This window comes from Paenibacillus sp. MAHUQ-63, assembly GCF_028765165.1.
GTDB lineage: Bacteria > Bacillota > Bacilli > Paenibacillales > NBRC-103111 > Paenibacillus_E.
Genome location: NZ_JARADB010000002.1, coordinates 285,051 through 309,739 on the forward strand (window position 1 = coordinate 285,051; position 24,689 = coordinate 309,739).

General features: G+C 52.3%; 13 protein-coding genes. All 13 read left to right on the forward strand.

The annotated features are described in order from the left end of the window. Positions 1-90: 90 nt before the first annotated feature. The gene (locus PUT07_RS09510; protein WP_274467720.1) at positions 91-4,527 is read left to right on the forward strand and encodes an NPCBM/NEW2 domain-containing protein; all 4,437 of its coding nucleotides are present in this window, start codon (positions 91-93) and stop codon (positions 4,525-4,527) included. Positions 4,528-4,679: 152 nt separating this feature from the next. Beyond that, positions 4,680-8,615: an alpha-L-fucosidase gene (locus PUT07_RS09515; RefSeq protein ID WP_274467721.1), complete on the forward strand. Its 3,936-nt coding sequence runs from the start codon at positions 4,680-4,682 to the stop codon at positions 8,613-8,615. A gap of 317 nt (positions 8,616-8,932) precedes the next feature. Then, positions 8,933-10,390 (forward strand): PTS mannitol transporter subunit IICB, encoded by a 1,458-nt coding sequence (locus PUT07_RS09520; protein WP_274467722.1) that lies wholly within the window; start codon positions 8,933-8,935, stop codon positions 10,388-10,390. A gap of 64 nt (positions 10,391-10,454) precedes the next feature. After that, positions 10,455-12,500 (forward strand): BglG family transcription antiterminator, encoded by a 2,046-nt coding sequence (locus PUT07_RS09525; RefSeq protein ID WP_274467723.1) that lies wholly within the window; start codon positions 10,455-10,457, stop codon positions 12,498-12,500. Between the two features lie 21 nt (positions 12,501-12,521). Beyond that, positions 12,522-12,959 (forward strand): PTS sugar transporter subunit IIA, encoded by a 438-nt coding sequence (locus PUT07_RS09530; protein ID WP_274467724.1) that lies wholly within the window; start codon positions 12,522-12,524, stop codon positions 12,957-12,959. After that, positions 12,956-14,113 (forward strand): mannitol-1-phosphate 5-dehydrogenase, encoded by a 1,158-nt coding sequence (locus PUT07_RS09535; RefSeq protein ID WP_274467725.1) that lies wholly within the window; start codon positions 12,956-12,958, stop codon positions 14,111-14,113. The genes PUT07_RS09530 and PUT07_RS09535 overlap by 4 nt, the downstream gene beginning before the upstream one ends. Before the next feature lie 29 nt (positions 14,114-14,142). Further along, on the forward strand, positions 14,143-15,864 hold the full coding sequence (ptsP, locus tag PUT07_RS09540; RefSeq protein ID WP_274469262.1) for a phosphoenolpyruvate--protein phosphotransferase: 1,722 nt from the start codon (positions 14,143-14,145) through the stop codon (positions 15,862-15,864). Between the two features lie 2 nt (positions 15,865-15,866). After that, on the forward strand, positions 15,867-16,130 hold the full coding sequence (locus PUT07_RS09545) for an HPr family phosphocarrier protein (protein WP_274467726.1): 264 nt from the start codon (positions 15,867-15,869) through the stop codon (positions 16,128-16,130). A gap of 1,139 nt (positions 16,131-17,269) precedes the next feature. Then, positions 17,270-18,151, forward strand: a complete 882-nt coding sequence (locus PUT07_RS09550; protein WP_274467727.1) for an ADP-ribosylglycohydrolase family protein — start codon at positions 17,270-17,272, stop codon at positions 18,149-18,151. Positions 18,152-18,414: 263 nt separating this feature from the next. Then, a complete protein-coding gene (locus tag PUT07_RS09555) occupies positions 18,415-20,007 on the forward strand; it encodes an ATP-binding protein (RefSeq protein WP_274467728.1) in 1,593 nt (530 codons plus the stop codon). A gap of 191 nt (positions 20,008-20,198) precedes the next feature. Then, positions 20,199-21,971, forward strand: coding sequence for a cache domain-containing sensor histidine kinase (locus PUT07_RS09560; RefSeq protein WP_274467729.1), 1,773 nt, complete (start codon positions 20,199-20,201; stop codon positions 21,969-21,971). Next, on the forward strand, positions 21,964-23,157 hold the full coding sequence (locus tag PUT07_RS09565; protein ID WP_274467730.1) for a response regulator: 1,194 nt from the start codon (positions 21,964-21,966) through the stop codon (positions 23,155-23,157). The genes PUT07_RS09560 and PUT07_RS09565 overlap by 8 nt, the downstream gene beginning before the upstream one ends. A gap of 111 nt (positions 23,158-23,268) precedes the next feature. Continuing rightward, positions 23,269-24,618, forward strand: coding sequence for an ABC transporter substrate-binding protein (locus PUT07_RS09570; RefSeq protein WP_274467731.1), 1,350 nt, complete (start codon positions 23,269-23,271; stop codon positions 24,616-24,618). Positions 24,619-24,689: the final 71 nt, after the last annotated feature.

Consider the following 24,689-nt stretch of genomic DNA (forward strand, 5'->3'; position numbering starts at 1 on the left):
GCGGCGGACGAAGCAGGAGCAAGTGCAAGGAGAGTAAAGGAGGGGAGTTATTTGTGTAAGAAGATTTCAACATGCCTAGGACTTATATTTATGCTTATTTTTGTCTCCGTGGCCCCTGTTGTTGCGAGTACAAATAGTCAAATCACAGCAAACCCCGTTGTGAATGATATTTATACGAATCAGAAAAACTATGTGGATCTCAGGTTTGGCATGTTTATCCACTATAACATGGGAACCTATCACGATCAGGAATGGGTAACGCCAGGACAAGATCCGTTTTCTTTTAATCCTGAGCATGTGAATACGGACCAATGGGCGCAAGCCGCCAAATCCGCAGGCATTAAATATTCCGTTCTAACGACCAAGCACCATGACGGATTTGCCCTGTGGCCAACCCAATATGGCGATTACAACGTGATGAAGAGCTCCTACAAGCATGATATCGTAAGGCAATATGTCGATTCCATGCGTGCTCAAGGAATTTTGCCGGGGCTATACTTCTCCATTTGGGATCGCCAGCAAGGTATCCAGAAAGGTTCCGTCAGCAGGGCGGATATCGAATTTATCAAAGGGCAGCTAACAGAGCTGCTGACGAATTACGGCGAAATTCCGGTACTGATCATCGACGGCTGGGCCTGGGAGATGGGTCATAATGAAGTTCCATACCAAGAAATTCGCGAATGGATAAAGCATCTGCAGCCTAATATTCTTATTGTGGATCACAATGGACAAACGCAGCCGTGGGAAGAGGACATCATTTATTTTGAAGAACCTAAAGGCGTTTGGGCACCTTCCAACAATACGTATGCCGCTAACCAGGGCATGCCGCTCGTTTCCAGTCAATGGTTCTGGCACGATTGGATGAAGAATACAGAGCCGGCAAGCGTTGAGCATATTGTGGAGAATCATCTAGGTTATTTGGAACCGCGTTATACGAACTTTTTGGTCAACGTTTCACCGAACCCGGACGGGGAGTTGGATGCTAACGTAGTAAATCGGTTGGCGGAGATCGGACAAGCATGGTCGCCTAATGAATCTCGCCCTCCACTCCCGCAGCAGCCAATCGTGATGGACCACCCGATTACAGCTCATTCAGCAACGGCTACTAGCGGGAACGCGGGTAATGCGATTGATGGCCTTTTGGATTATGTAAACACTTACGTGGAGACGGTTTGGCAAACCGACACATCTCTGCCGCAATCCATTACGCTGGATTTGGGTTACACATACAACAACATTAATATGCTGAATTACTTGCCTTCGCAAAATTTAACACAAGGTATGATTACTTCCTATACCCTATACGCAAGCCAAGACGGTACGAATTTCACTTCGGTTATAAGCGGCACCTGGGATGGGGACAAGACCATGAAACGTGTGACCTTCCCCTCGCAAACAGCACGCTTTTTCAAAATGGAAGTGAATTCGGCCGTTGGCGAATTCGCAGCTGCAGCCGAGCTGGCAGTCGGCTCTTACACCAATGAAGTTCCAACCCGGACGGGTGTTGACTCCTTTGATGTCAACACGTTGTATCGCATCGTCAATAAAGCGACCGGCAAAGCATTGGGAGTTGGGAATTCGCCAGCGAATGGAGCGGCTGTTGCCGGGCGAACCCAATCGAGTGCTGCCGATCAGCAATGGGTAATCGATGATTTAGGTTTGGGCAAATATAAGATTGTCAATCAACAAAGCGGACGAGTTATGGATGTTATAAACGCCAGTAAATCGCCTGGAGCCCCAATCATTCAATGGACAGATTCTGAAACTGCCGCAGATCCTGCAACTATAAACCAGCAGTGGGCCATCTCTCCTGTTGGTAACGGCTACTTCAAAATTACAAGCGTAAACAGCCGGTTGGCATTGGATAACAGCAACGATTCTGCAGTTGACGGAAATCCGGTTGTTCAAAACACGTATACCGGAAGCGACAGCCAACTATGGAAAGTGGAAAGACTGCCTTCTCTAATTACAAATGTGAGAGTGAACGGAGTGCCGGTCAATGGCCTTCATTCCGGGAATCGGACGGCGACGCTGACTGTTTTGAGAGAAAAAAATCTGGCAGTTCCAATAGTTACAGCGGACAAAGCCTCTGAAGACGTGCAGTTGGTCATCGACCCCGCCGACAGCTTGCCAGGCGCGACGACGATCACAGCAACGACCAACGGCGGGGCGACACAAGAAGTGTACACGTTAAACTTTGAACTGGTGGATCGTTATGCGAGCGATCTGAACTGGTTAAGCGCATCCTCGGGCTGGTCAACCGTTAAGAAGGACAAAAGCCTCGACGGAAATGCGATAAAACTAATGGGAAGCAGCGGCGCCGTAACGTATGGGAAAGGTTTTGGCGTGCATGCGGATTCAAGAGTGATATTTGATATTTCCGATAAAAATTATGAATCCTTCACTGCTCTTGTCGGAGTGGATCAAGAAATGGCCAAATCGCCGTCTTACGCCGATGTGGAATTCAAGGTGCTTGTAGACGGCGTAGAGCAATTCGCGAGCGGTGTAATGAAGGTTACCGACGTGGCTAAACCGGTCGATGTCCGTGTAGCTGGCGCAAGCCTCGTGGAACTTGTTGTTACGAATAGCGATAACGATAACAGCGAGGATCATGCAAGCTGGGCCGATGCGACGTTTCGAGTTGCGGAAGGCCAATCCGAACAGAAGGAAGAATTGCCTGAAGTTGATTATTTGAGCGATCTGAACTGGTTAAGCGCATCCTCGGGTTGGTCTACGGTTAAGAAAGACAAGAGCATCGACGGGAATGCGATTGTATTGAAGAATGGGAACGAGGATCTCCCGTTTGCCAAAGGCCTTGGGACTCATGCCAATTCAACGATCAAGTATGATCTTACTGGAGCTAATTATGAAGCCTTTTCCGCCTTTATCGGCATAGATAAGGAAATGATCGGCGGAGCTAACAACGGCTCGATACAATTTAAAGTGTCAGGCGTGAAGAACGATGACACGATCGAAACGCTTTACGCCGGAAGTGTGTTGAGAGAGTCGGATCATGCCAAATTTGTGAAGGTGAACGTGAAAGGTTATAGAGAGCTGATATTGGAAGTTACGGATTCCGGCAATGGAAACAGCGAGGATCACGGCGATTGGGCTGATGCGAAGCTGACGGTTGCAACAGCGGCACCGGTGATTTCGGGCGTTATGCCAGTAAACGCAGTTACGGCAACGGGTGTTCCGCCGGTTCTGCCTGCAAGTGTCACAGTTGTGTATAACAATGGGACAACGGCGGATAAGCCGGTTCAATGGGATCCGGTAGATTCGTCTCAGTATGCAATAGCCGGCAGTTTTATCGTGAATGGGGCTGTAAATGGGACAGTCATACCGGCTGTAGCAAACGTTACGGTTACAGCAAACCAGCAGGTGAACGTACAATCGATCGCTGTCGTAAGTTCGGAGTCGACGATTACCGAGAAGGACGGAAGCCTTGCATTCCAAGCTTCGGTGCTCCCCGCCAATGCGACGAACAAGTCTGTGACATGGACGGTCTATGAAACAGATGGCGTAACTCTAACAGATAAAGCAATCATCCATCCGAATGGTTATCTCACGGCGAAGAAGAACGGGATTGTAAAAGTGGTAGCGACAGCTACAGATGGCAGCGGCATTCAAGGATTCAAATACATGATCATCAGCGGTCAGATAGAACTGCCGACGGATGCGCCGCAATCAACGCTTACGGGGCCGGCTGCGGTTCAAGCGGGTGCTGCCTTCTCGACGCGTTTCGGCTTAAACAACGTAACGGCCAGCGTATATTCCGCGGTTTATGCGGCGGATATTACATTAGCTTTTGACGCCGGCGCTATCGACTTGGTATCCGTAGATCCATTGATTTCCGGATTTACGGAGATTCAGACCCATACCGACGTACCTGGCCAAGTTCGGATAATAGCTGTAAGCCAAGGCGATACGGGAGTGGTAACAACAAGTGGAGATATATTCACATTCAATTGGATTGCGAAGCCGAATAGCCTGTCCACGACCACGAATCTGGTGCTGACGAACGTATCGGTTTCAAACGGGCTGGGGCAGAAGCTCGATGCTGCACCGGCTAATCTGACGGTTTCTGTTACGGCGGCTGTAACGGTAGATAAGACAACATTGCAAACGGTCCTCCATGCGGCGCAGTCCATTTATGACCGAGCGGTGGAAGGAACCCAAGCCGGACAATATGCGGCTGGCTCCAAAGCGATGCTATTATCCGCTATCCAAGCCGCTTCTGCCGCAGGCGCGAACCCGGCGGCTGCGCAACAGCAGCTAGATGAAGCGGCTAACCGTTTAAACCAAGCGATACAATCGTTTCATCAGCAGATGATCACCGTCTTCGCACGGGAAGATATCAACGGAGATAACGTCATCGATATTGGCGACTTGGGCCTAGCCGCCTTACATTACGGGAAATCTCCAGAGAGCAGCGATTGGAATGAAGCACAAAAAGCGGATCTCAATCATGACAACAAGATTAACATGCAAGATGTCGTGATAATCGCTAGATTAATCTTGGAATAGCTACGGAATCTCCTTTGCGGATTTTTATCTGCAAGGAGATTCGATTTAAAAAGGGACCGCTATCGGCTATAAACCCTTTGTTAACTTACCGAAATATGGAAACTGCTTAACTTTTGGAAAGCGCATTCATTATTGTGTGCGATTTGGAGGACATGATGATCAAATACTTGGGAACAAAAATTGTAACTTGCGTGATCGCAGCTGCCTGTATGGCAGCGCCGTTTGCTCCGATTGCGGGTTCTGCCGCTCAAGCAGCCGCTGCCGCTTACGAGCCTAACTGGCCGTCAGTCGACCTGTATAATGCGGCACCGGATTGGTTCAGGGATGCCAAGTTCGGCATCTACTTTCATTGGGGGGCCTTCAGTGTTCCAGCATACGGAAGCGAGTGGTATCCCCGTAATATGTATAAATCGGGCAGCCCCGAGAATCAGCACCACTATGCCACATATGGTGATACGTCCGCTTGGCCGTATAGTAACTTCTTAACCGGTGCCAGAGATCTGGCCGGGAATTGGAAGGAATTTGCGCCGAAACTGACTTCTCAAGGCGGCAATTTCGATCCGGAAGCTTGGGCCCAATTGTTTGTTGATGCCGGAGCCAAATTCGCCGGTCCAGTTGCGGAGCACCACGACGGTTATTCGATGTGGGACAGCAAGGTGAACGAATGGAACTCCGTGAAGCTGGGACCGAAATTAGATTTAGTCAGCCAATTCTCATCGGCTATCCGCAGCAAAAACTTGAAGCTCTTACTCGCGATGCATCACGCTTACAACTATACAGGGTTTTATGAGGACGCGCCTCAGCAAACCGATCCCAGCTTGCAGAAATTATACGGTCAACTGCCGCGTGCCCAGGAGAATCAGCTCTGGTACGATAAGCTGGAGGAAGTGGTTGATAACTATCAGCCGGACATCCTGTGGCAAGATTTCGATCTTTCGGCTGTTGACGAAACGCAGCGCTTGAAATTCCTTTCCCATTATTACAATAAAGCAATGGAGTGGAACAAAGAGGTCGTCGCTACCTATAAAGACGGATATGACAACAATGGCGAGGTCTATGATTATGAACGTGGCGGCCCTGGGGATATGCAAACCAATTATTGGCTGACAGACGATAGCGTCAGTAGTACAAGCTGGAGCTATACAAATAACATGGGGTATTATTCCACAAAAGCCGTGCTGGATGCGCTGATCGATCGCGTCAGCAAAAATGGCAGCATGCTGTTGAACATTGCTCCAACGGCTGACGGTACGATCCCGCAAGAGCAAAAAGACATTTTGCTTGGCATGGGGGATTGGCTGAATCGTTTCGGAGAATCGATTTATGCGACGCGTGCTTGGGATGTCTATGGAGAAGGCCCGACTAAGATGGGTGGCGGCATCTATATGACACCGACGGCCGGTACGAATCAAGACATCCGGTACACCCGGAATAAAGAGGGCAATGCCCTTTACGGCATTGTCATGGGTTGGCCTGGGAATGGCGCAACGCTGAATTTGAGTAACTTAAATGCCAATAACGCAAACTTGAGCAACTTGTCTTCCGTACAATTGCTTGGTTCTACTGCCGGAACCTATATCAATCTAACGGGTTATACGCAGGATACCAACGGTCTCCAGATTACCATGCCGTCTTCGCAGCCGTATTCAGCTCCGGCCTATGTCGTGAAGCTGAGCTTCAGCGGCCCGATTCCGGCACTCAATTCCACGAATGTGCCGAGATTTTATACCGGTGTCAATTACGGAGGCAATAGCGGTTTCCTTGGAGTTGGCAGCTATACGCTTGCTCAAATGCAGGGTGCCGGAATTCCAAATGACAGCATTTCATCGGTTCGCCTTCCGGCCGGTTACAACGTTACCCTGTATACAGGCGACAATTTCAGCGGAAACTCGTGGAAGCTCACGGGTGATAACGCCGATCTTAGGTCTAATAACGGTACGGTATCTTCGATTAGGGTGTCCTATAATCCGGCTGCTAACTTTAAGCTTACGAATCATACAGACGGGTTGGCGCTTGACGGCGGGGGATCGGTTTCGCCCGGTTCGGATGTAAAGCAATGGACATGGGATTCAAGTCCCAATCTGCAATGGAATTTCATTGATCTGAATAACGGGTACTTCGCGATTAAAAACCGTAATAACGGATTGGCGATTGACAGCGGTGGTAACGTTTCTCAAGGGGCTTCCGTGAAGGAAACGACATGGACGGGCAGTAATAACCAGCAATGGCAAATCGTATATCTTAGCGGAGGGTATTTCAAGATTGTCAACCGTACGAACGGGATGGTGCTCGATAGCGGTGGGCATGTTTCGGCTGGTTCCTCTGTGCTGCAATGGTCTTGGAATGGCAATACGAACCAGCAGTGGAAAATAGAGTTTTGCATCAACCCGGCGCCTGCCTTGCAGCAGCCGGTCACGTTCGCGGACGTGGCAGGGCTTGCGAATAACGGCAAAACGAAAGCTATGCTGCCGGCTTTGACCGCTGACGGGAACCGCTTTTGGTATAAGAAGGTTGGCGGGAGCGACGTTCTGTCTGCCATTCATGCGGGCGATTCGGTCTTGAACGGATGGACCGCCTTCCCGGCGGACGGCATCATCGAAGCGGACAATGGACAGCGGATTTTCGTAGCCGAGGCGGACACCGATCAACAAATCCTGCGCGTTGGGGAAGCGCAAGCGCTTGTTGCTAACGAGGATGCGCCGGTGATAACGGCATTGACACCGGTGAATGTCAAGACGGTCGTTGGCGTTCCGCCTGTCCTGCCGGCGCTTGTCACCGCCGCGTTCAGCGATAACACAACGGCTGACCGTGCGGTGCAGTGGGCAAACATCGACCCGTCCAAGTATGCGGCAGCCGGCAGCTTTAGCGTGAATGGTGTAGTTAGCGGCACGTCTATACCGGCGGTTGCCCATGTAACGGTAACGGATGCCGTGTACGGTCAGCCGTCCATCACTTCCATCTCCGTAAGCGGCATTGGCGGCGTGAATACCATTATGACTCAAGGCGCCACGCTGCAAATGCAAGCGATTGTCTTGCCGGCGGAAGCGAACAGTCAAGTCGCATGGAGCGTTTGGGAAGCCGATGGTGTTGCGGCGACCGATAAAGCGGCGATTACGGCAGGCGGACGGCTGACAGCGAATACAGACGGCATCGTGAAAGTGGTGGCGACAGCTGTGGACGGAAGCGGCATGCAAGGTTCCACTTATGTCGTGATCAGCGGTCAGACATCGCCTCCGACCGACGTGCCTCACACGACGCTGACGGGAGCGGCAGCGGTTCAAGCAGGAGCTGCATTTTCGACTAACTTCGGTTTAACGAACGTCAAGGAGGGGGCATCTTCCGCCATATATGCGGCAGACCTAATGCTGAGCTTTGATGCGAAAGCGGTTGAATTCGTATCCGTGGATGCATTGAAATCCGGCTTTAGCGTGGTTGAAATGAAGAAGGATGTACCGGGTCAACTTCGCATTATCGCGATCAGCGAAGGAGAAGCGGGGGCGATCACCGCAAGCGGAGAGCTATTCAAGCTTAATTGGAAAGCGAAGCCGCTGGCCTCTTCCGCAGCGACCAACCTGGCACTGACCAAGGCAGCCCTTTCTAATGCACGAGGGCACAAAATGGATGCTCCGCTTAGCGATTTGGCGGTGACTGTTACGAATTCGGCTGTTAATAAGACAACGCTGCAGACAGTCTTGAGCTTGGCACAGACCATCTATGATCGTGCTGTAGAAGGAACGCAAGCCGGGCAATATGCAGCGGGTTCCAAAGCCGTTCTGCTGGCTGCTATCCAAACGGCTGCTGGCGTGGGCACGAACCCGGCGGTTACCCAACAGCAGTCGGATGATGCGGCGAATGTGTTAAACCAAGCGATCCAAACGTTTAACCAACAGTTCATCACTGACTTCGCACCGGGAGATGTCAATCACGATACATTTATGAATATCGGGGATCTGGGCAAAGCAGCGATGCATTTAGGCAAAAAATCGAGTAGCAGCGATTGGAATGAGGCGAAAGCGGCCGACTTCAATCATGATGGCGTAATTGACATTGTCGATGTAGTAGGTATCGCTAGGCTGATCCTGCAGTAACAAAAAGTTATACAAAACAGGTTTGTTTTTAACGCGAGGCTATCCCGGGTATCTTTTGATACTGCAGGCGGTAGCCTTTTACTTTGGCGAAAAGCGTACGGAGTACGGAGGTTGGATAAACCCGCTTCCATCCCTTCCCGGGCTTGCTGACCTTTCCAATAGGATTCCAAATGTATGGCAGTAAAATGTATGCGAAAAATAGTGTCAACAATAATGATGACGAAAAGGAATTTTGATTTGATTGAACGTGAAAGCGCTTTTGCATTACGATAAGTACATAAACAATATCATGATTAAGCTCATGGGAGGTTATCCTAATGGATACATTATCTTCAAAAAGCCAACCGTCAGCGGGTGGAGCTCGCGTGAAGGTCCAGCGTTTCGGACGTTTCCTAAGCGGTATGGTGATGCCGAATATCGGCGCCTTTATCGCCTGGGGGCTCATCACCGCATTATTCATTCCGACGGGTTGGATTCCAAATGAATATTTGGCCAAACTTGTCGGACCGATGATTACGTACCTGCTGCCGCTCTTGATCGGGTATACGGGAGGGACGATGATTCACGGCACGCGAGGCGGCGTCATCGGTGCTGTAACCACGATGGGGGTCGTCATCGGGACGGATATTCCGATGTTCATGGGTGCGATGATCGTCGGACCTTTCGCAGCCTGGGTGCTGAAGCAATTCGATAAATCAATCGAAGGCAAAATCAAATCCGGCTTTGAGATGCTCGTCAACAACTTCTCATCCGGTATTATCGGCGGTGTTCTGGCCGTACTCGCTTACGCGGTCGTAGGCCCGGCCGTTCAAGTCGTGAGCAAGGCGCTCGCCGCCGGGGTTCAATTCTTGGTCGATGCCGGGTTGTTGCCGCTTGCGAACGTCTTGATCGAACCCGGGAAAGTTTTGTTCTTGAACAATGCCATCAACCACGGCGTGCTCAGCCCGATTGCGCTGGAGCAAGCTTCGAATACCGGCAAATCGATTCTGTTCATGCTCGAATCCAACCCGGGACCTGGACTTGGCATCCTGTTGGCTTACTGGCTCGTAGGCCGCGGTTCCGCCAAACTGTCGGCGCCAGGCTCCGCTATCATTCACTTCTTTGGCGGTATTCACGAGATTTATTTCCCGTATATTCTGATGAATCCGCGATTGATTCTAGCCGTTATCGCAGGCGGTGTAACCGGTACGTTCACGTTCTCCCTGTTCAACGCAGGACTTGTCGCTCCGCCGTCGCCGGGAAGTATTTTCGCTTATATCGCGATGGCGCCTAAGGGTGGAATGCTTGCCATCTTCACAGGTGTCATCACGGCAACGGTAGTTTCCTTCGCTGTAGCGGCACTGCTGCTCAAAACGGGCAAGCAGTCCGAGGAGGACGAAAATCTGGAGCAAGCAGCTGAGAAGATGAAGCAGATGAAGCAAGCGGGCAGCACGGCGGCAGCTCCTGCCGCGGCCGCAGCAGCCGAGACGGCCGCTGCAACGGCTTCCGTTAAACCGGCCTCCAAGGTCAATAAAATTGTGTTTTCTTGCGATGCAGGTATGGGATCCAGCGCGATGGGAGCTTCCATTCTGAGAAAGAAAATGAAAGAAGCGGGCGTTGCCGTTACGGTCATTAATACGGCGATCAGTGAAATACCGGGAGATGCCGATATCGTCGTCACGCACAAATCGCTGACCGATCGTGCGCGGAACCAAGCTCCGCAGGCGGAGCATATCTCCATCGACAATTTCATGAAAAGTCCCGAATATGATGAGCTTGTCAAACGTTTAAGTTAATATATCCGTGTAACGCTGGCTGTCAAGCCGGCGTTATCTCCATTTCCGTAAGAGGTGCATGAATATGAGATTGACACACAGGCACCGTCAAATCCTAGAGCTGCTATTACGCCGCGAAGGTGAAGTTACAGCGGGTGAAATCGCCGCAGAAATCAATGTCAGTACAAGAACGGTGCATAGAGAGCTGGCGGATCTGGAAACGATCGTTCAGAATGCCGGATTGACGCTTCAGAAGAAATCGGGCAAAGGCATGCTTTTACAGGGAGACTCTGCTCATTTGGATGCTTTCAAACGGTCGTTGTTGGCTGTTTCGGCCAGCGAGTACTCCGCCCAAGACCGCAAGCTGTATATTCTGTGCACGCTGCTTCAAGAAGCTGAGCCTGTTAAGTTATTCACTCTTTCGCATGAGCTTAGCGTAACGATTCCGACCATCACGAATGACCTGGATGAGCTCGAGGGCTGGGTGCAGAAATCCGATCTCATCCTTGTGCGCAGAAGAGGGTACGGTGTCGGTCTGAGCGGTTCTGAAGCGAATATGCGCAGGATGATTTCGCGGATGGCCCGGCACTATTTGGACGAATCCGATTTGTTCGGCAAACCGGACCAGCCGCTCACGCCCGTCATGATGAAGCTGCTGGCGTTGATCGGCAAGGAACATTTTGCCAAAGTGGAAGAGGCTTTATGGCAAGTTGAGGATGAAGGGCTTAACGCGTTGTCGGAAGAGGCCTATACGCAGCTGCTTATCCACATCTCGATCGCCGTTTCGCGGATCAAGCAGGGCAGGGGGATTGAGCTGCAAGCGGAGAAACAGTCCGTTCGGCAGAGCGAGCTGCTCGCCCAGCTCATCGGCCATTTGTCGAGCAAGGCGGAGGTTGAGTTCTCAACCGCTGAGACCGCTTATATCGCCGGGCTGCTCGAGCGAGGGGAAGCACCGCATCCGAATCAGCTTTTGCCGCAGGAAGAGCTCAGCTACATGGAAATCGTCTGGAAGCTGGTTCGCCAGATGGAGGCGCATAGCGGGGTCCCCTACAGCAGCGACCGCTCTCTTCGGGACGGACTGCTGAGCCATCTCGAATCCGCGCTGAAGCGGCTGCAGGCAGGTGTGGGCATTCGCAACCCGCTGCTCGCCCAAATCAAGAAGGATTACGAAGCTCTCTTCGAGGGAATCCGGAGAGCAGTGGATGAGACGATAACGGGGATAGCGTTACCGGATGAAGAAATCGGTTATCTCGTCATGCATTTCGGTGCATCTCTGGAGAGACAGAAGCAATTCCGCCGCAATGTGAGAGCGATTCTCGTCTGCACGAGCGGCTTGGGAACGTCCAAGATGCTCGCCGTGCGCTTAACGAAGGAACTGCCCCAAATCGATATCATCGGGCACGCTTCTTGGTTCGAAGCGGCGCGCATTCCGGAGAAGGAGTACGACCTGATCGTCTCTACAGTGGATTTGCCATTGGATAACGATCAATATATCAAGCTGAGTCCGCTTCTTACGAAGGAAGAGGCGGAGCGTCTGAGATTGTTCATTCAGAACGTAACGTTGAAAAAGGACGATATCCGGCAGGAGCTCGGTCCAATCCCCGAGGTGGATGCGACAACCGACAGACTGTACCGAATCAAACAGTACGTCAATGAAATCGTGAGGATCATCGACCAATTCACCGTTCATCATGTGGAGCAATCCTTCGACAGCTTGCAGGCGACACTGCGTGAAATCTGCGGCTACGCCAAGTTAACTCATGTGATTGAAGACGTAGAGCCGATTGTTGAGCTGCTGCTGGCAAGAGAAAGACAAAGCAGTCAGGTTATTCCCGACACGGGGCTGGCCCTCTTTCATATTCGAAGCGAGCTGGTGAAGGCGCCGTTCTTGACGTTGTTTCGTTTGCAGCAGGATTTGGTGCTCGATCAGCTCGCACCATCCGGGGTGAGACAGGTGCTGTTAATGCTGGGTCCGCAGCAGCTGTCGAAGGAAAGCCTGGAGGTGCTTAGCGAGATCAGCTCATATCTGCTCATCCCGCAGATGATCGAGCTGCTTAAGGAAGGCAGCCAATCGGAGATCAAGCAATTTTTATCGCAAGAGCTTGAAGGCTTTTTAGAAAATAAATCCTAAAAGGATAGAGGAGAACCTACGATGACGATTTTATCTGTAGAGAAAGTGAAATTGAACGCACAGCCGCAAGACAAATTCGAAGCGATTCGTATGGCGGGGCAGCTGCTGGTGGACGCCGGTCACGCCTCGGAGGCTTATATTGAGAAAATGCTGGAGCGGGAGGCAACTTTATCGACCTACATGGGGAACGGACTTGCCATTCCTCACGGCACGCAGGATTCCAAAGCGCTCATTCGCTCGACGGGACTGTCCATCGTCCAAATTCCGCAAGGTGTGGATTTCGGCGACGGCGAGAAGGCTGTTCTCGTGATCGGCATCGCTGCGGCGGGCAACGATCATTTGGATATTTTGACGAATGTAGCGATGATCTGTTCGGAAGATGAGAATATGGAAGGCATTATGAAAGCTGCGACGGCGGAAGAGCTGGTTGCCATTTTCGAAAGCGGGATGGAGTCATGAAAGCAGTTCATTTCGGCGCTGGAAATATCGGCAGAGGCTTTATCGGACTCGTGCTGTCGCAAGCGGGGTATGAAGTCGTCTTCTCCGATGTGAATGATCGTCTGGTGGAGGAGCTGCAAAAGAGGAAGTCCTATACGGTGCGTATCGCAAGCGATGCGCAGGAAACATTCCAGGTCAATAACGTTACGGCCATAAACGGAGGGAACCCGGACGATGTTGCCGAAGCGGTCGCAAGCGCGGATCTCGTGACGACAGCGGTCGGCGTGAACATCTTGAAGCATATTGCAGGCGGGATCGCCAAAGGGCTCGAGCTGCGCATCGCGCGCGGAGGAGCGCCGCTGGCCATCATTGCCTGCGAGAACGCCATCGGCGGCAGTACGCAGCTCAAAGAGCATGTGTACAGCCATTTGAGCCCGGAGCTGCAGGAGAAGGCGGAAGGGCTCGCCGCTTTCCCGGATGCTGCGGTAGACCGCATCGTGCCGATTCAGCACAATGCGGACCCGCTGGAGGTCCGGGTTGAGCCGTTCTACGAATGGGTCGTTGACGAATCTCAGATGTTTCCCGGCTTTCAGCGGATCGAAGGCATCCATTATGTGAACAAACTCGAGCCGTACATCGAGCGCAAGCTTTTCACCGTTAATACGGGGCATTGCATTGCAGCCTATTTGGGCTACATGCATGGATACCCGACCATTCAGGAGGCGATGGCGGACCGGCGCATCGCGGCGCTCGTGCAGGCGGCTATGGAAGAAACAGGCGCTGTGCTTCAGCGGAGATACGGATTTGATGCGGCTACGCATACGAACTATATTCATAAAATTATAAGCCGATTCGTCAATCCGCATTTGACCGATGAAGTGACACGCGTAGGACGATCGCCGATTCGCAAGCTGTCCCCGAACGACCGTCTTGTCCGCCCCGCTTTGCAAGCCTATGAATTGGGGATGGGGGCTCAGCATTTGGCGATGGGAATGGCTGCAGCGCTCCTGTTCGACCCTGCGGACGATCCGGAGGCTGTGCAAATCCGGGCCGATATTCATGCGTTGGGACTTACCGCCGCGATCACGAAATATACGTCCATCGAAGCGGATCACCCGATCCATGCCGAGGTCGTTCATCACTACGAGCAGTTGAAGCAAGCAAGGCAATCTTAAGGAAGGGGAGTATTCTTATGGCTGACATGTTGACGAAACGACTAACCGGAATTGCCGCTTCCCCCGGCATCGCCATCGCGAAGGCGTACCGGCTTAAGCATGAAACTTATGTGCCCTCACCGGATAAGGTAGCGGACACTGAGATAGAAACGGCACGTTTCCGGCAAGCGGTGGAGACAGCCAAGGAGCAGCTGGCACACATTCGGGCAATGACCGAGGAAAAAATGGGGGCGGCCAAAGCCGAAATTTTCGAAGCGCATTTGCTGCTATTGGAAGATCCCGATCTCATCGATGCGATTATCGAGCAGATCGAAAGCGAGAGCCTGAACGCGGAATTCGCGCTGCACGGAGTGGCCGGAGGGTTCATCGACATGCTCTTATCGATGGATAACGAGCTGCTGAGAGAACGGGCAGCCGATGTGCGGGATGTATCCGGCCGCTTGATGAGCTTGCTGCGCGGCGTATCCTACGCGGCGGTGTCCGCCATCCACGAGCCGTGCGTTCTGATTGCCGAAGACTTGACGCCTTCGGATACGGCGCAGCTCAATACCGATTATGTGCTCGGATTCATCACCGAGGTCGGAAGCCGTACTTCCCACTCTGCGATCATGGCCCGTTCGCTGGAAGTTCCCGCGATCGTCGGGGCGGGTTCCGCGGCGGCGGATATCGAGACGGGAACGATGGTCGTCATGGATGCCGTTCAAGGCATTGCCATCGTTGACCCGTCCGAGACCGAGCTGGCGGAGTACCGAGCGCACAAAATCGCGTACGACAAGCGCCGCAGCGAGCTGCGCATGCTGCTTGACGAGCCGACGGTGTCCGGGGACGGCCACCGCGTCGAGCTGGCCGCCAACATCGGCAGCGTGGAGGATTTGCAGAAGGTGCTGGCGAACGGCGCGGAAGGCATCGGGCTGTTCCGCACCGAATTTCTGTACATGGGACGCAGCGCGCTTCCGACGGAAGAAGAACAGTTCCAGGTGTATAAGCACGTGCTGGAGCGGATGAACAACAAGCCTGTCGTCATTCGCACGCTGGACATCGGCGGCGATAAAGAGCTGCCGTACATGAAGCTGCCGGCCGAAAGCAATCCCTTCCTCGGCCTGCGCGCCGTGCGCTTGTGTCTGGACCGGCAGGATCTGTTCCGGACACAGCTGAGAGCCTTGCTGCGGGCAAGCAGCTATGGGCAGCTGAAAATCATGTTCCCGATGATCGCCGTAGCCGAGGAGCTGCGGGAGGCTAAGCGCCTGCTGCAGGAGGAGAAAGCGAAGCTCCGGGAGGAAGGCGCTCAGGTATCCGACACGATCGAAGTCGGCATTATGATCGAAGTGCCGGCCGCGGCGCTGGCGGCGGATTTCTTAGCCAAAGAGGTCGATTTCTTCAGTATCGGAACGAACGACCTCATTCAATATACGATGGCGGCCGACCGCATGAACGAGAACGTCTCGTACTTGTATCAGCCCTGCCATCCTTCGGTGCTGCGCTTGATCCGCATGGTCATCCAGGCGGCGGAGCGGGAAGGCAAATGGGTGGGCATGTGCGGCGAAATGGCCGGCGATGAGACCGCCATTCCCATTTTGCTTGGCCTTGGCTTGCACGAATTCAGTATGAGCGCCAGCTCGATTCTGCCCGCGCGCGCGCTCATCAAACAATTATCCCGTGCAGAGTGGGCCGGGTATACCGAACACATCCTGTCGATGAGCAGCCAAGAAAGCATCCATGCATTCGTTAATGAAAAGACAAGGAGTGAATAATCATGTTATCGCAAACTTTTACGATTTTGAATCCGTCCGGCTTTCACGCCCGTCCGACCAAGGTGTTCGTGCAAGCGGCCAGCGCTTATCCTTGCAAAGTCAACGTCATTAAGGGCAGCAAGAAAGTGAACGGCAAAAGCTCCCTCAGCATGCTCACATTGGGCATTCAGCTGAACGAGGAAGTGACGCTGGAGGTTGACGGCGAGCAGGAAGAGCAGGCGCTGCAAGCGCTCGGCGAGCTGCTGACGAAAATATTCGAAGAATAATGAGTCCCGGCCGGCCGGTTGGCGCGCGCTCCCTTTGTGGGAGCGTGTGCCGCCGGCTTTTTTTGCGGGTTCGGGCGGGTTCGGGCGCTGCGCCCATCCGCGAGTGCCAGCGTCCAGCCCCGCGGTCGCCGGGCCCATCCGCGCCTGCCAGCGTTCAGCCCCGCGATCGCCGGGCCCATCCGCGCCTGCCAGCATTCAGCTCCGCGATCGCTGCGTCCAGCCCCGTGCTCGTCGCGCTGAGTTGCTCGGAGCTGCAATAACTGGAAAAACTCCAGTTAATCGAATGTCCACGCAGCCTGTGGGACGGTATAAATGGAATTTCTCCCGTTAAAATTATCGATTCACGAGCAGTATGGAACTTTTCGTGGAAATTAGCGGGAGATTTTCCAGTTATCACCTCGGTTGGAGGCGAAATTGGTTGGAATAACTGGAGAAATTCCAGTTACGCCCGCGCGCGCCCACCATGCGCTCACCCGCGCCCCGTGCGTGCCCACACTTGCCTCGCTTCGCTTGCCCGCGTCGAGCACACCCCGCTCGCCCCGCGCTCGCAACGCTCTTAGCTGAGCTGCACTGAACTACGCCGAGCTACCTGAACAGTGCTGCGCTGGTTCGAGCTGCAATAACTGGAAAAACTCCAGTTAATCGAGTACCCAGGCAGCCCGCGGGAAGGAATAAATGGAGTTTCTCCCGTTAAAATTAGCGACTGACGAGGCAGTATGGAACTTTTCGTGAAATTAGCAGGAGATTTTCCAGTTATCGCCTCGGTTGGAGGCGAAATTGGTTGGAATAACTTGAGAAATTCCAGTTACGCTTCATACTGAGCGCCCGGTGCTCGCCCGGCATTCGCTCCACGCTCGCCCCGCACTCACTCCACGCCCCGCACACGCCCGAACCACATAAAATCATCCCTCAAGGTCCAAAGGACCTCGACTAGAAGCTCCGCGAACTCTCACCGAGTGAAGAGTTCATCTTCCACTCCTTTCCCCAAGATATGCTATTGCTTGCCAGCGCAGGCTGCCAGAGATACATATTGAACAAATAAAGAGTTCGGTATATAATACTAAACAGATAATAACAATTTGTTATTATCAAAAACCAACTAACATCCCCTTCATCAAATAAAGCGAAGGAGCGATCCCATGAACCTTAGCGATAAAATCAAAGGCGGCCTATACGGCGTTGCCGTAGGCGATGCTCTAGGAGGAACGACGGAGTTTTTGACGAGGAAAGAAATCGAGCGGAAGCACGGGTACTTGACGGAGATGATCGGCGGCGGCGTTTGGGAGCTGGAGCCCGGGGAAGTGACGGACGACACGATGATGACGCTATGTGTGGCCGAAGGGATTTTGACCCGACCGGAAGATCCGATGACCGCTATCGGGGACCAATTTCTGGCATGGTACCGATCGGATCCCAAAGATATCGGCAACATCATCCGAAGGGTGCTCGGCACTTATCAGGGGAATTGGTTTGAAGCCGCTTTTCTGGCGGATCAGGATATGGGCCAGAGCGCAGGCAACGGCTCGTTAATGAGATGCCTCCCGGTAGGGCTTAGCTACCCCCGGCTATCGGACATCGAGCGAGTATCCCGCCTGCAGTCCAAAATGACGCATTATGATGAGCGCTGCAATGAAGCCTGTGTTATTTATAATCGAATTGTATATCGGCTTTTGCAGCAGGAATCGCTCCAACATGCATTGGAAGCTGAAATTACGAATACGCCTTACGCGTATGTTCTCACGGGGGATCCGAATTGTGAACCGAGCGGTTTCGTCGTCCGTACGATGAATTGGGCGATTCATATTCTTGCCCATACGCAGTCGTTCGCCGAAGTCGTGCAGCAAGCAGCGAATTTGGGCGGGGATTCCGACACGATTGGGGCCATAGCCGGGGGACTTGCCGGCGTCTATTACGGATTCGATGGAATTCCCCGTCGATATTCGGACCAAATTTTGATCAAAGAAAGGTTGGACCGTACCGCAGAGCGGATCGTACAGCTTCGCAAGTCATATAACTCGTAACTCGCAACCCGAACCCGTAACTCAAACTCGCATCTCGTAATTCGTAACTCTTAGCTCGTAGCTGGTAGCTTGAACTCGCAACTCATAACTCATAACTCATAACTCGCATCTCGCAACTCGAACTCCTAACCCATAACACCCACGCCCATAACCAAGTCACATTTAAAATTATGTGTCTTGGTTTTTTTATGTCTTCCAAGGCGCAGGTTATGGTATAATTTGCATAAAAGAGGAACGAAAGCCATCTAATCAAGGAGAATCACATGGATAAATGGATTGAAGACTCCCGCCGCAGGTGCAGGGCCTTGGGACTGGATCCCACGAAAATACCTTTGCCAGGTTCAACGTTGACATCGGATCAGCTGCAGGAAGAGAGACTTAAGTACAGGGATATTCTCGTCGTGACGAATTATTTTTCAGAGAAGATTTTGGCGTTCCTATCCGGCAGCCCGCATCTGATTGTTGTTAATAACGATAAAGGGTATGTTCTGGATCATTATGGGGACGAGACGATGAAGTCGATGATTCATCAATTGGGATTAAAGGAGGGCATTCAATGTGACGAGGCGTACATGGGGACGAATGTCGTCGCCCTGGCGCTCCGCGAGCAAAGACCGATTCAAATTGTCGGCGCAGAGCACTACCATAAGATGCTGGAGAATTCAGCCTGCTATTGCGTGCCATTTCATTTCTCGGATTATCATCATCTATCGGGCGCGATCTCGATCATGACGTCCGTTCAGCACCATCATCATACTTACTTGGCGCTGCTCGCAAATATGGTGGATTCGATTGAACGCGAATTATCGCTGCGGCTGGCGAATCATAATCAGCATTTCATCCAGCAGCTGGTTGTGAACAATATGCGCAATGGCATTATTATGACAGATGAAAGAGGGATGATTACGGAATTCAATGCATTCGCCGAGAAGATTACGGGAAGAAACCGGAACAGTGTGACAGGAACGCCTGTATTCCCGTTCGAGCATTTCGGCAGCTATTTCTACCAAGCTCTGAAGTACCGGAAGGCATGCGAGAATATTGAGCTCTCCTTCCGCTCATCGCTGGATCAGGAGAATGTCTGTCTCTTCGATGTCATGCCGATTCTGAACGAGCGCGGCGAGCTGCTGGGGGCATTTGCCCAGTTTCGCGATATTACCGAGCGCGTCATCCTGGAGCGGCAGTGGATCAATTCGGAGAAGTTTTCGGCAATCGGCAAGCTGGCGGCGGGGTTGGCGCATGAGATCCGCAATCCGCTCACCTCGATCATCGGTTTTATTCAACTTGGCAAGCGCTCCAACGACCCGCACAAATTATGGAATTATGTAGATTTGATCAGCGGCGAGCTGGAGAGCATGAAGCAGCTTGTTTCCGATTTTGTCGTAATGGCCAAGCCCAGTACGCCCGAGCGGAAAGCCGTTGAGCTGCAGGAGTTTCTGCGAGACACCGTTCGGTTCATGGACAGCCAGGCCATCATGAAAAATACGTCTATCGAAGCGGTTTTGGACCAAAACTTAACGATTGCCATGATCGATCCTTCGCAGATCAGACAGGTTTTGGTGAATTTGCTTCAGAATGCAATTGAATCTATAGACAAGAACGGATACATACAGCTCCGTACAGAAGCGGATCTCCCTAACGGGTCGTTCAAGATGAGTATCGAAGACAACGGTGTGGGCATGACGAAGGAAGAGTTGGATCAGATTATGAATCCATTTTTCACGACCAAAGAAAATGGGCTGGGTCTCGGCCTGTCGATTTGCTACCGGATTATCGAGAACCACAATGGCACGATGTCCGCTGTTTCCCGCAAAGGATACGGCACCCGGTTCGAGGTTGTTTTGCCGTTAGGCTAGTCATTATATGTGCGTTATCCATTATGAAGAGGAACATTAAGGCTGCCGGTCGTGAAGATCGGCGGCCTTTGTGCTGACTACCCAAAAAAATCGGATACCGATCCAAAAAATAAGCACATTATGTGAGGGGACCGGAACTCGCTATAATACCATTATGACATTTCCTATTACGCATAAGACGGAGGCACAGCATGATTAACCGGTTCAAATCGTTTATTTTATCGAGCATTCGCTTCCAGCGGTTGAGAAGCCGGTTTCTGGTCGCGATGATCGTCATCTCGCTGCCGCCGCTGTTTATTTTGGGCTACATCTCATTCAATATTGCCAAGAACACGCTCATGGAGACGAACGCGCAGACGTATGAGAATCATTTGGAAACCTCAAGCGAAGTGGCGGATCTGTTGTTCCGCAGCATTATTAATATGAACCGGTCCATCGTAGTGAACGAAGAGGTGCGCGAGGTTCTATTCACGAGCAACGTGCCTTCGAGCAGCGAGCCCAACTCTACGAGTGAATGGACGTCGAACAAGCTGCAGAAGGCGATCAACAATAATCAATTCGATACGAGGTTCGTTAATTCGATCTGTGTGCTGAATTTGGACTTTAAGACTTACTGTGCAGGCAGATCGGACGACGCCGGGATCTATGAACAGCCGGATAAAGCGAGGCTGATCCAGCAAACTTCCTGGTACCAGAGCGCCTTGGAGGACAAGGGCAGGGTTGTGTTCCTGGGCTACGATATTTTCAAAGAGTCGCCGAACTCGTTCTCCACGGTCAAATTATTCCGCGATGCCTCCTCTCCCAGCGGGGAGGCCATCGGCCTCTTGGTCGTGAACATTTCGACCTCCATTTTCAATGAAATATTTAATGAGAAAAGCCAGAGCGGCGGATTCATGGCGCTGGACAATGCGTCCTCCGCCAGTACAATCGTATTCAATAACGGATTGCCGGAAAGGGACGAGCCGATCCAAGGAGACAAGGAGTCGCTGGTCCGGCAGCTGGAGAAGCAGGGCTATCTCGTCAGCCAATTTCAGAATCAAACTACGAACTGGACATTTCTCCACGTGATCAAGGTGAATGAGCTGCTCCAGCAGTCCAATAAAATACGCACGGCTACAACGCTGATCGCGGTTTCCATGGGGATTGTGGCGCTGTTATATTCCATTTTGATCTCCGCCAGCATCACGCGACCTTTGCTCACGATCAAGAAAATGATGGTGGAATGGACGAAGGGCGCCCGCGAGTTCAACGAAACATTCGAGCAGGATGAGGTCGGCACCATCGGGGAAACGTTCAAACGGGTCGTTTCGGAAAACAAGGCGCTGAACGAACGGCTCATTCTATCGGAGTTGAAAGAACGGGAGGCTGAGCTGCGGGCGCTGCAGGCGCAAATTAAGCCTCATTTTTTATATAACACGCTCGATTCGATTTATTGGATGGCGACCTTGCAGAAAAACCACGATGTCGCGCAAATGGCGATTTCTTTGTCGGAAAGCTTCAAATTAAGCCTGAATAAAGGCAAAGATACGATATCGGTGTACAAGGAGCTGAAGCACATCGAGCATTATATGACGATTCAGAATATCCGGTACAATAATCGCTTCACGTATGTGGAAGAGGTGGAGCCCGCCATTATGAGCATGGAAATCATGAAGCTGCTCCTTCAGCCGCTGGTTGAGAACGCGATCTATCATGGGTTGGAGCCCAAGGTAGGCGAAGGAACGATCAGGCTGACCGGGAAGCGGGAAGAGGGCTTTCTTGTTTTCACAGTAGAAGATGACGGGGTGGGCATGGCCGATTTGGCTGCGACGGAGTTGGGATATGGTTTAAGGAATGTGCGCGAGCGGTTGGCGCTGTACTACGGCGCGACCAGTTCACTAACGATTACGAGCGAAGTGGATCGAGGCACGCATATCCGGATTCGGTTTCAGCCATTTGTGGAAAAGGGGGATGCAGATGCTTAAAGCTGCTGTTTTTGATGACGAGTATATCGTGCTTCAAGGCTTACGGGAAATGATCGATTGGGCCAGCTATGGCATCGAACTCACCGGCACGGCGGATAACGGTCTTGCCGCGCTCGAGGTGTTCCGGGAACAGAGGCCGCAGCTGATTTTCACGGACATTCGGATGCCCGGCATGGACGGTCTGGAGCTGATTGAAATTATTTTGCGGGAAGCGCCGGAGACGATATGCATCGTGTTCAGCGGGTTCAATGAATTCGAATATGTCAAAAAGGCGATTCAGCTCGGCGTTGCCGACTATTTGGAGAAGCCGATTACGATCGGGACGATTGAGAAATCGATCCGCAAAGCGATGGATCTCATCGGCAAGCAGCAAGAGGTGGAGGCGCTGAAAACGAAAGTGCAGGGCAGCCGGCTCGAGCTGCTGGAGAAAGCGACGCTCGATCTGTTGTTCATTGGCGGGGAAGCGGAAGCGAAATGGCGGGACATCTACGGCGCCAAGGCGGAGCACATCGTCGGGGTGACCGTGCTTGTGGCACAATCGGAGGTTGCGCCGCCTGTTCGGGAACAGGAGGAATATGAAGCAATCGCATTCAGGCACGGTGAAGCGCGGTATGCCGTGCTCTTCCATTTCCGGCTTCCGGCTGCACGGTTCTGGGAGGAGCTGCGGAGCGAAACAGATCGAGCAGGCCTTACAATAGGCTGCGGCAGAACGTATGCAAGTTTGCGTGAAGCCTCTCTGAGCGGCAAGGAAGCGCAGGAAGCGCTGCGATCCGCACAAGTGCTAGACGAGAAGGGGCTTATCCGTTATGATGCCGGGGGGCAGTCGAAGCCTGCGCCGGTTGCTCAGGCGCGCGCTTATATGGAGCAGCATTATACGCGTGATGTGACCTTGCAGGAGGTTGCTGAGCATGTCGGGATGAATCCGACGTATTTCAGCGTGCTCTTCAAGGAAGAAGCCGGCGAGTCTTATATCAAATATTTGACCCGGATCCGGATGGAGCTGGCTACAACCCTCTTAAGCCGCGGCCTGAAGGTGAACGATGTCAGTGAGAAAGTCGGCTATCATACCTACCGGCACTTCTCCGAGGTGTTCAAAAAATATACGGGCGTTACGCCAGGTCAATATAAAGAACAGCTTGCTCAGACCGGAGAACCTGAAAAATTCGGACATCCATCCGAAGAATGACGCACTGCCGGCGTGCCGGGAAAGCGATTAAGATAAGACAAGAGGGAACGAACTCGCCGCAAGGTTACGAGTCGAGCACCCTTAACAAGAATGACTAAGGGGGATTTGCACATGAATACACAGAGAACCAAATGGCTTGCAGCCATGTCGACGACGGTTGTATTGGCCGGTGTGGTAACAGGCTGCGGAACGGCTTCCACCTCATCCGGTGAATCGCCAGGGCAAGCTGCGGACAGCGGTGCTTCAAAATCCGGCGAGAAAGTAACGATCTCACTATTAATCGATAATACGCAGGACTCGGTCAATGTCGCCAAAGGCATCGTGGAGGCGTTCGAGAAGAAAAATCCGAGCATCCATGTGGAAACCGAGACGCGTCCCGGCGGCAGCGAAGGCGATAACTTGGTGAAGACGCGCCTGGCGACGGGCGATATGACCGACGTCTTCTTCTATAACAGCGGATCGCTTATGCAAGCGCTTAACCCGGAAACGAATTTGCTCGATCTGACGAACGAACCGTTTCAAGCGAATGTCATCGACTCTTTTAAGCCCACGGTTACGGTCAATGGCAAAATATATGCCGGACCGATAGGCTCCACGATGGCAGGCGGGTGGTTCTATAACAAAAAGATCTACGCGGATCTAGGTCTTGCAGTTCCCCAAACATGGGCCGAGCTGATGGCCAACAGTGAGAAGATTAAAGCGGCGGGTATTACGCCTGTGATTGGTTCTTATAAGGATGACTGGACGACCCAGCTCGTTGTGCTGGCGGATTACTACAATGTGCAAGCGGCTAATCCGAAATTTGCCGATGATTACACAGCGAACAAAGCGAAGTATGCCACGGATGCCGCAGCTCTCAGAGGCTTCGAGAAGCTGGAGGAGATTGCCAAGAAAGGCTACATGAATAAGGATTTCTTGGCCACTACTTATGACGCCGGCTTGAAAATGTTGGCCGAAGGCAAAGGCGCCCAATACCCGATGCTCTCCTTCGCAACGCCGGCCCTGCAGCAAAACTTCCCGGACAAAATGAAAGATATCGGCTTCTTCGCACAGCCGGGAGATAGCGCGGCAACCAATGGATTGACGGTTTGGATGCCAAGCGGAGCCTACATTTACAAATCGACGAAGCATCCGGAACAAGCGAAGAAACTCGTTGAGTTCATCGCTTCCTTAGATGGTGTAGCCGCGCAATCCGCAGCTTCCGTTCCGTCCGGCCCTTACGCTATTAAAGGCTCCAGGCTGCCGGAAACCGTTGCACAAGCCGTGAAAGAGATGACGCCATATTTTGATTCGAACAAAACGGCCCCCGCACTGGAATTCGTATCCCCGATCAAGGGCTCCAGCTTGCCGCAAATTACGACGGAAGTCGGCGCTGCAATCAAGACAGGTAAACAAGGCGCAGAAGTTTATGACAAAGACGTAGAGAAACAAGCCAAGCAGTTGGGGCTCAAAGGCTGGTAAGCAATCGAAGAATGGAGATAGAGAGTCGGCGATGCGGGTGTTCATGCAGGACCGGCTCTTTGCACTTACTT

Excerpts from the sequence above, each read along its gene's own strand:
- PUT07_RS09510 (WP_274467720.1), top strand. The coding sequence starts at position 91 with ATGCTTATTTTTGTCTCCGTGGCCCCTGTTGTTGCGAGTACAAATAGT.
- PUT07_RS09515 (WP_274467721.1), top strand. The coding sequence starts at position 4,680 with ATGATGATCAAATACTTGGGAACAAAAATTGTAACTTGCGTGATCGCA.
- PUT07_RS09520 (WP_274467722.1), top strand. The coding sequence starts at position 8,933 with ATGGATACATTATCTTCAAAAAGCCAACCGTCAGCGGGTGGAGCTCGC.
- PUT07_RS09525 (WP_274467723.1), top strand. The coding sequence starts at position 10,455 with ATGAGATTGACACACAGGCACCGTCAAATCCTAGAGCTGCTATTACGC.
- PUT07_RS09530 (WP_274467724.1), top strand. The coding sequence starts at position 12,522 with ATGACGATTTTATCTGTAGAGAAAGTGAAATTGAACGCACAGCCGCAA.
- PUT07_RS09535 (WP_274467725.1), top strand. The coding sequence starts at position 12,956 with ATGAAAGCAGTTCATTTCGGCGCTGGAAATATCGGCAGAGGCTTTATC.
- PUT07_RS09545 (WP_274467726.1), top strand. The coding sequence starts at position 15,867 with ATGTTATCGCAAACTTTTACGATTTTGAATCCGTCCGGCTTTCACGCC.
- PUT07_RS09550 (WP_274467727.1), top strand. The coding sequence starts at position 17,270 with ATGAACCTTAGCGATAAAATCAAAGGCGGCCTATACGGCGTTGCCGTA.
- PUT07_RS09555 (WP_274467728.1), top strand. The coding sequence starts at position 18,415 with ATGGATAAATGGATTGAAGACTCCCGCCGCAGGTGCAGGGCCTTGGGA.
- PUT07_RS09560 (WP_274467729.1), top strand. The coding sequence starts at position 20,199 with ATGATTAACCGGTTCAAATCGTTTATTTTATCGAGCATTCGCTTCCAG.
- PUT07_RS09565 (WP_274467730.1), top strand. The coding sequence starts at position 21,964 with ATGCTTAAAGCTGCTGTTTTTGATGACGAGTATATCGTGCTTCAAGGC.
- PUT07_RS09570 (WP_274467731.1), top strand. The coding sequence starts at position 23,269 with ATGAATACACAGAGAACCAAATGGCTTGCAGCCATGTCGACGACGGTT.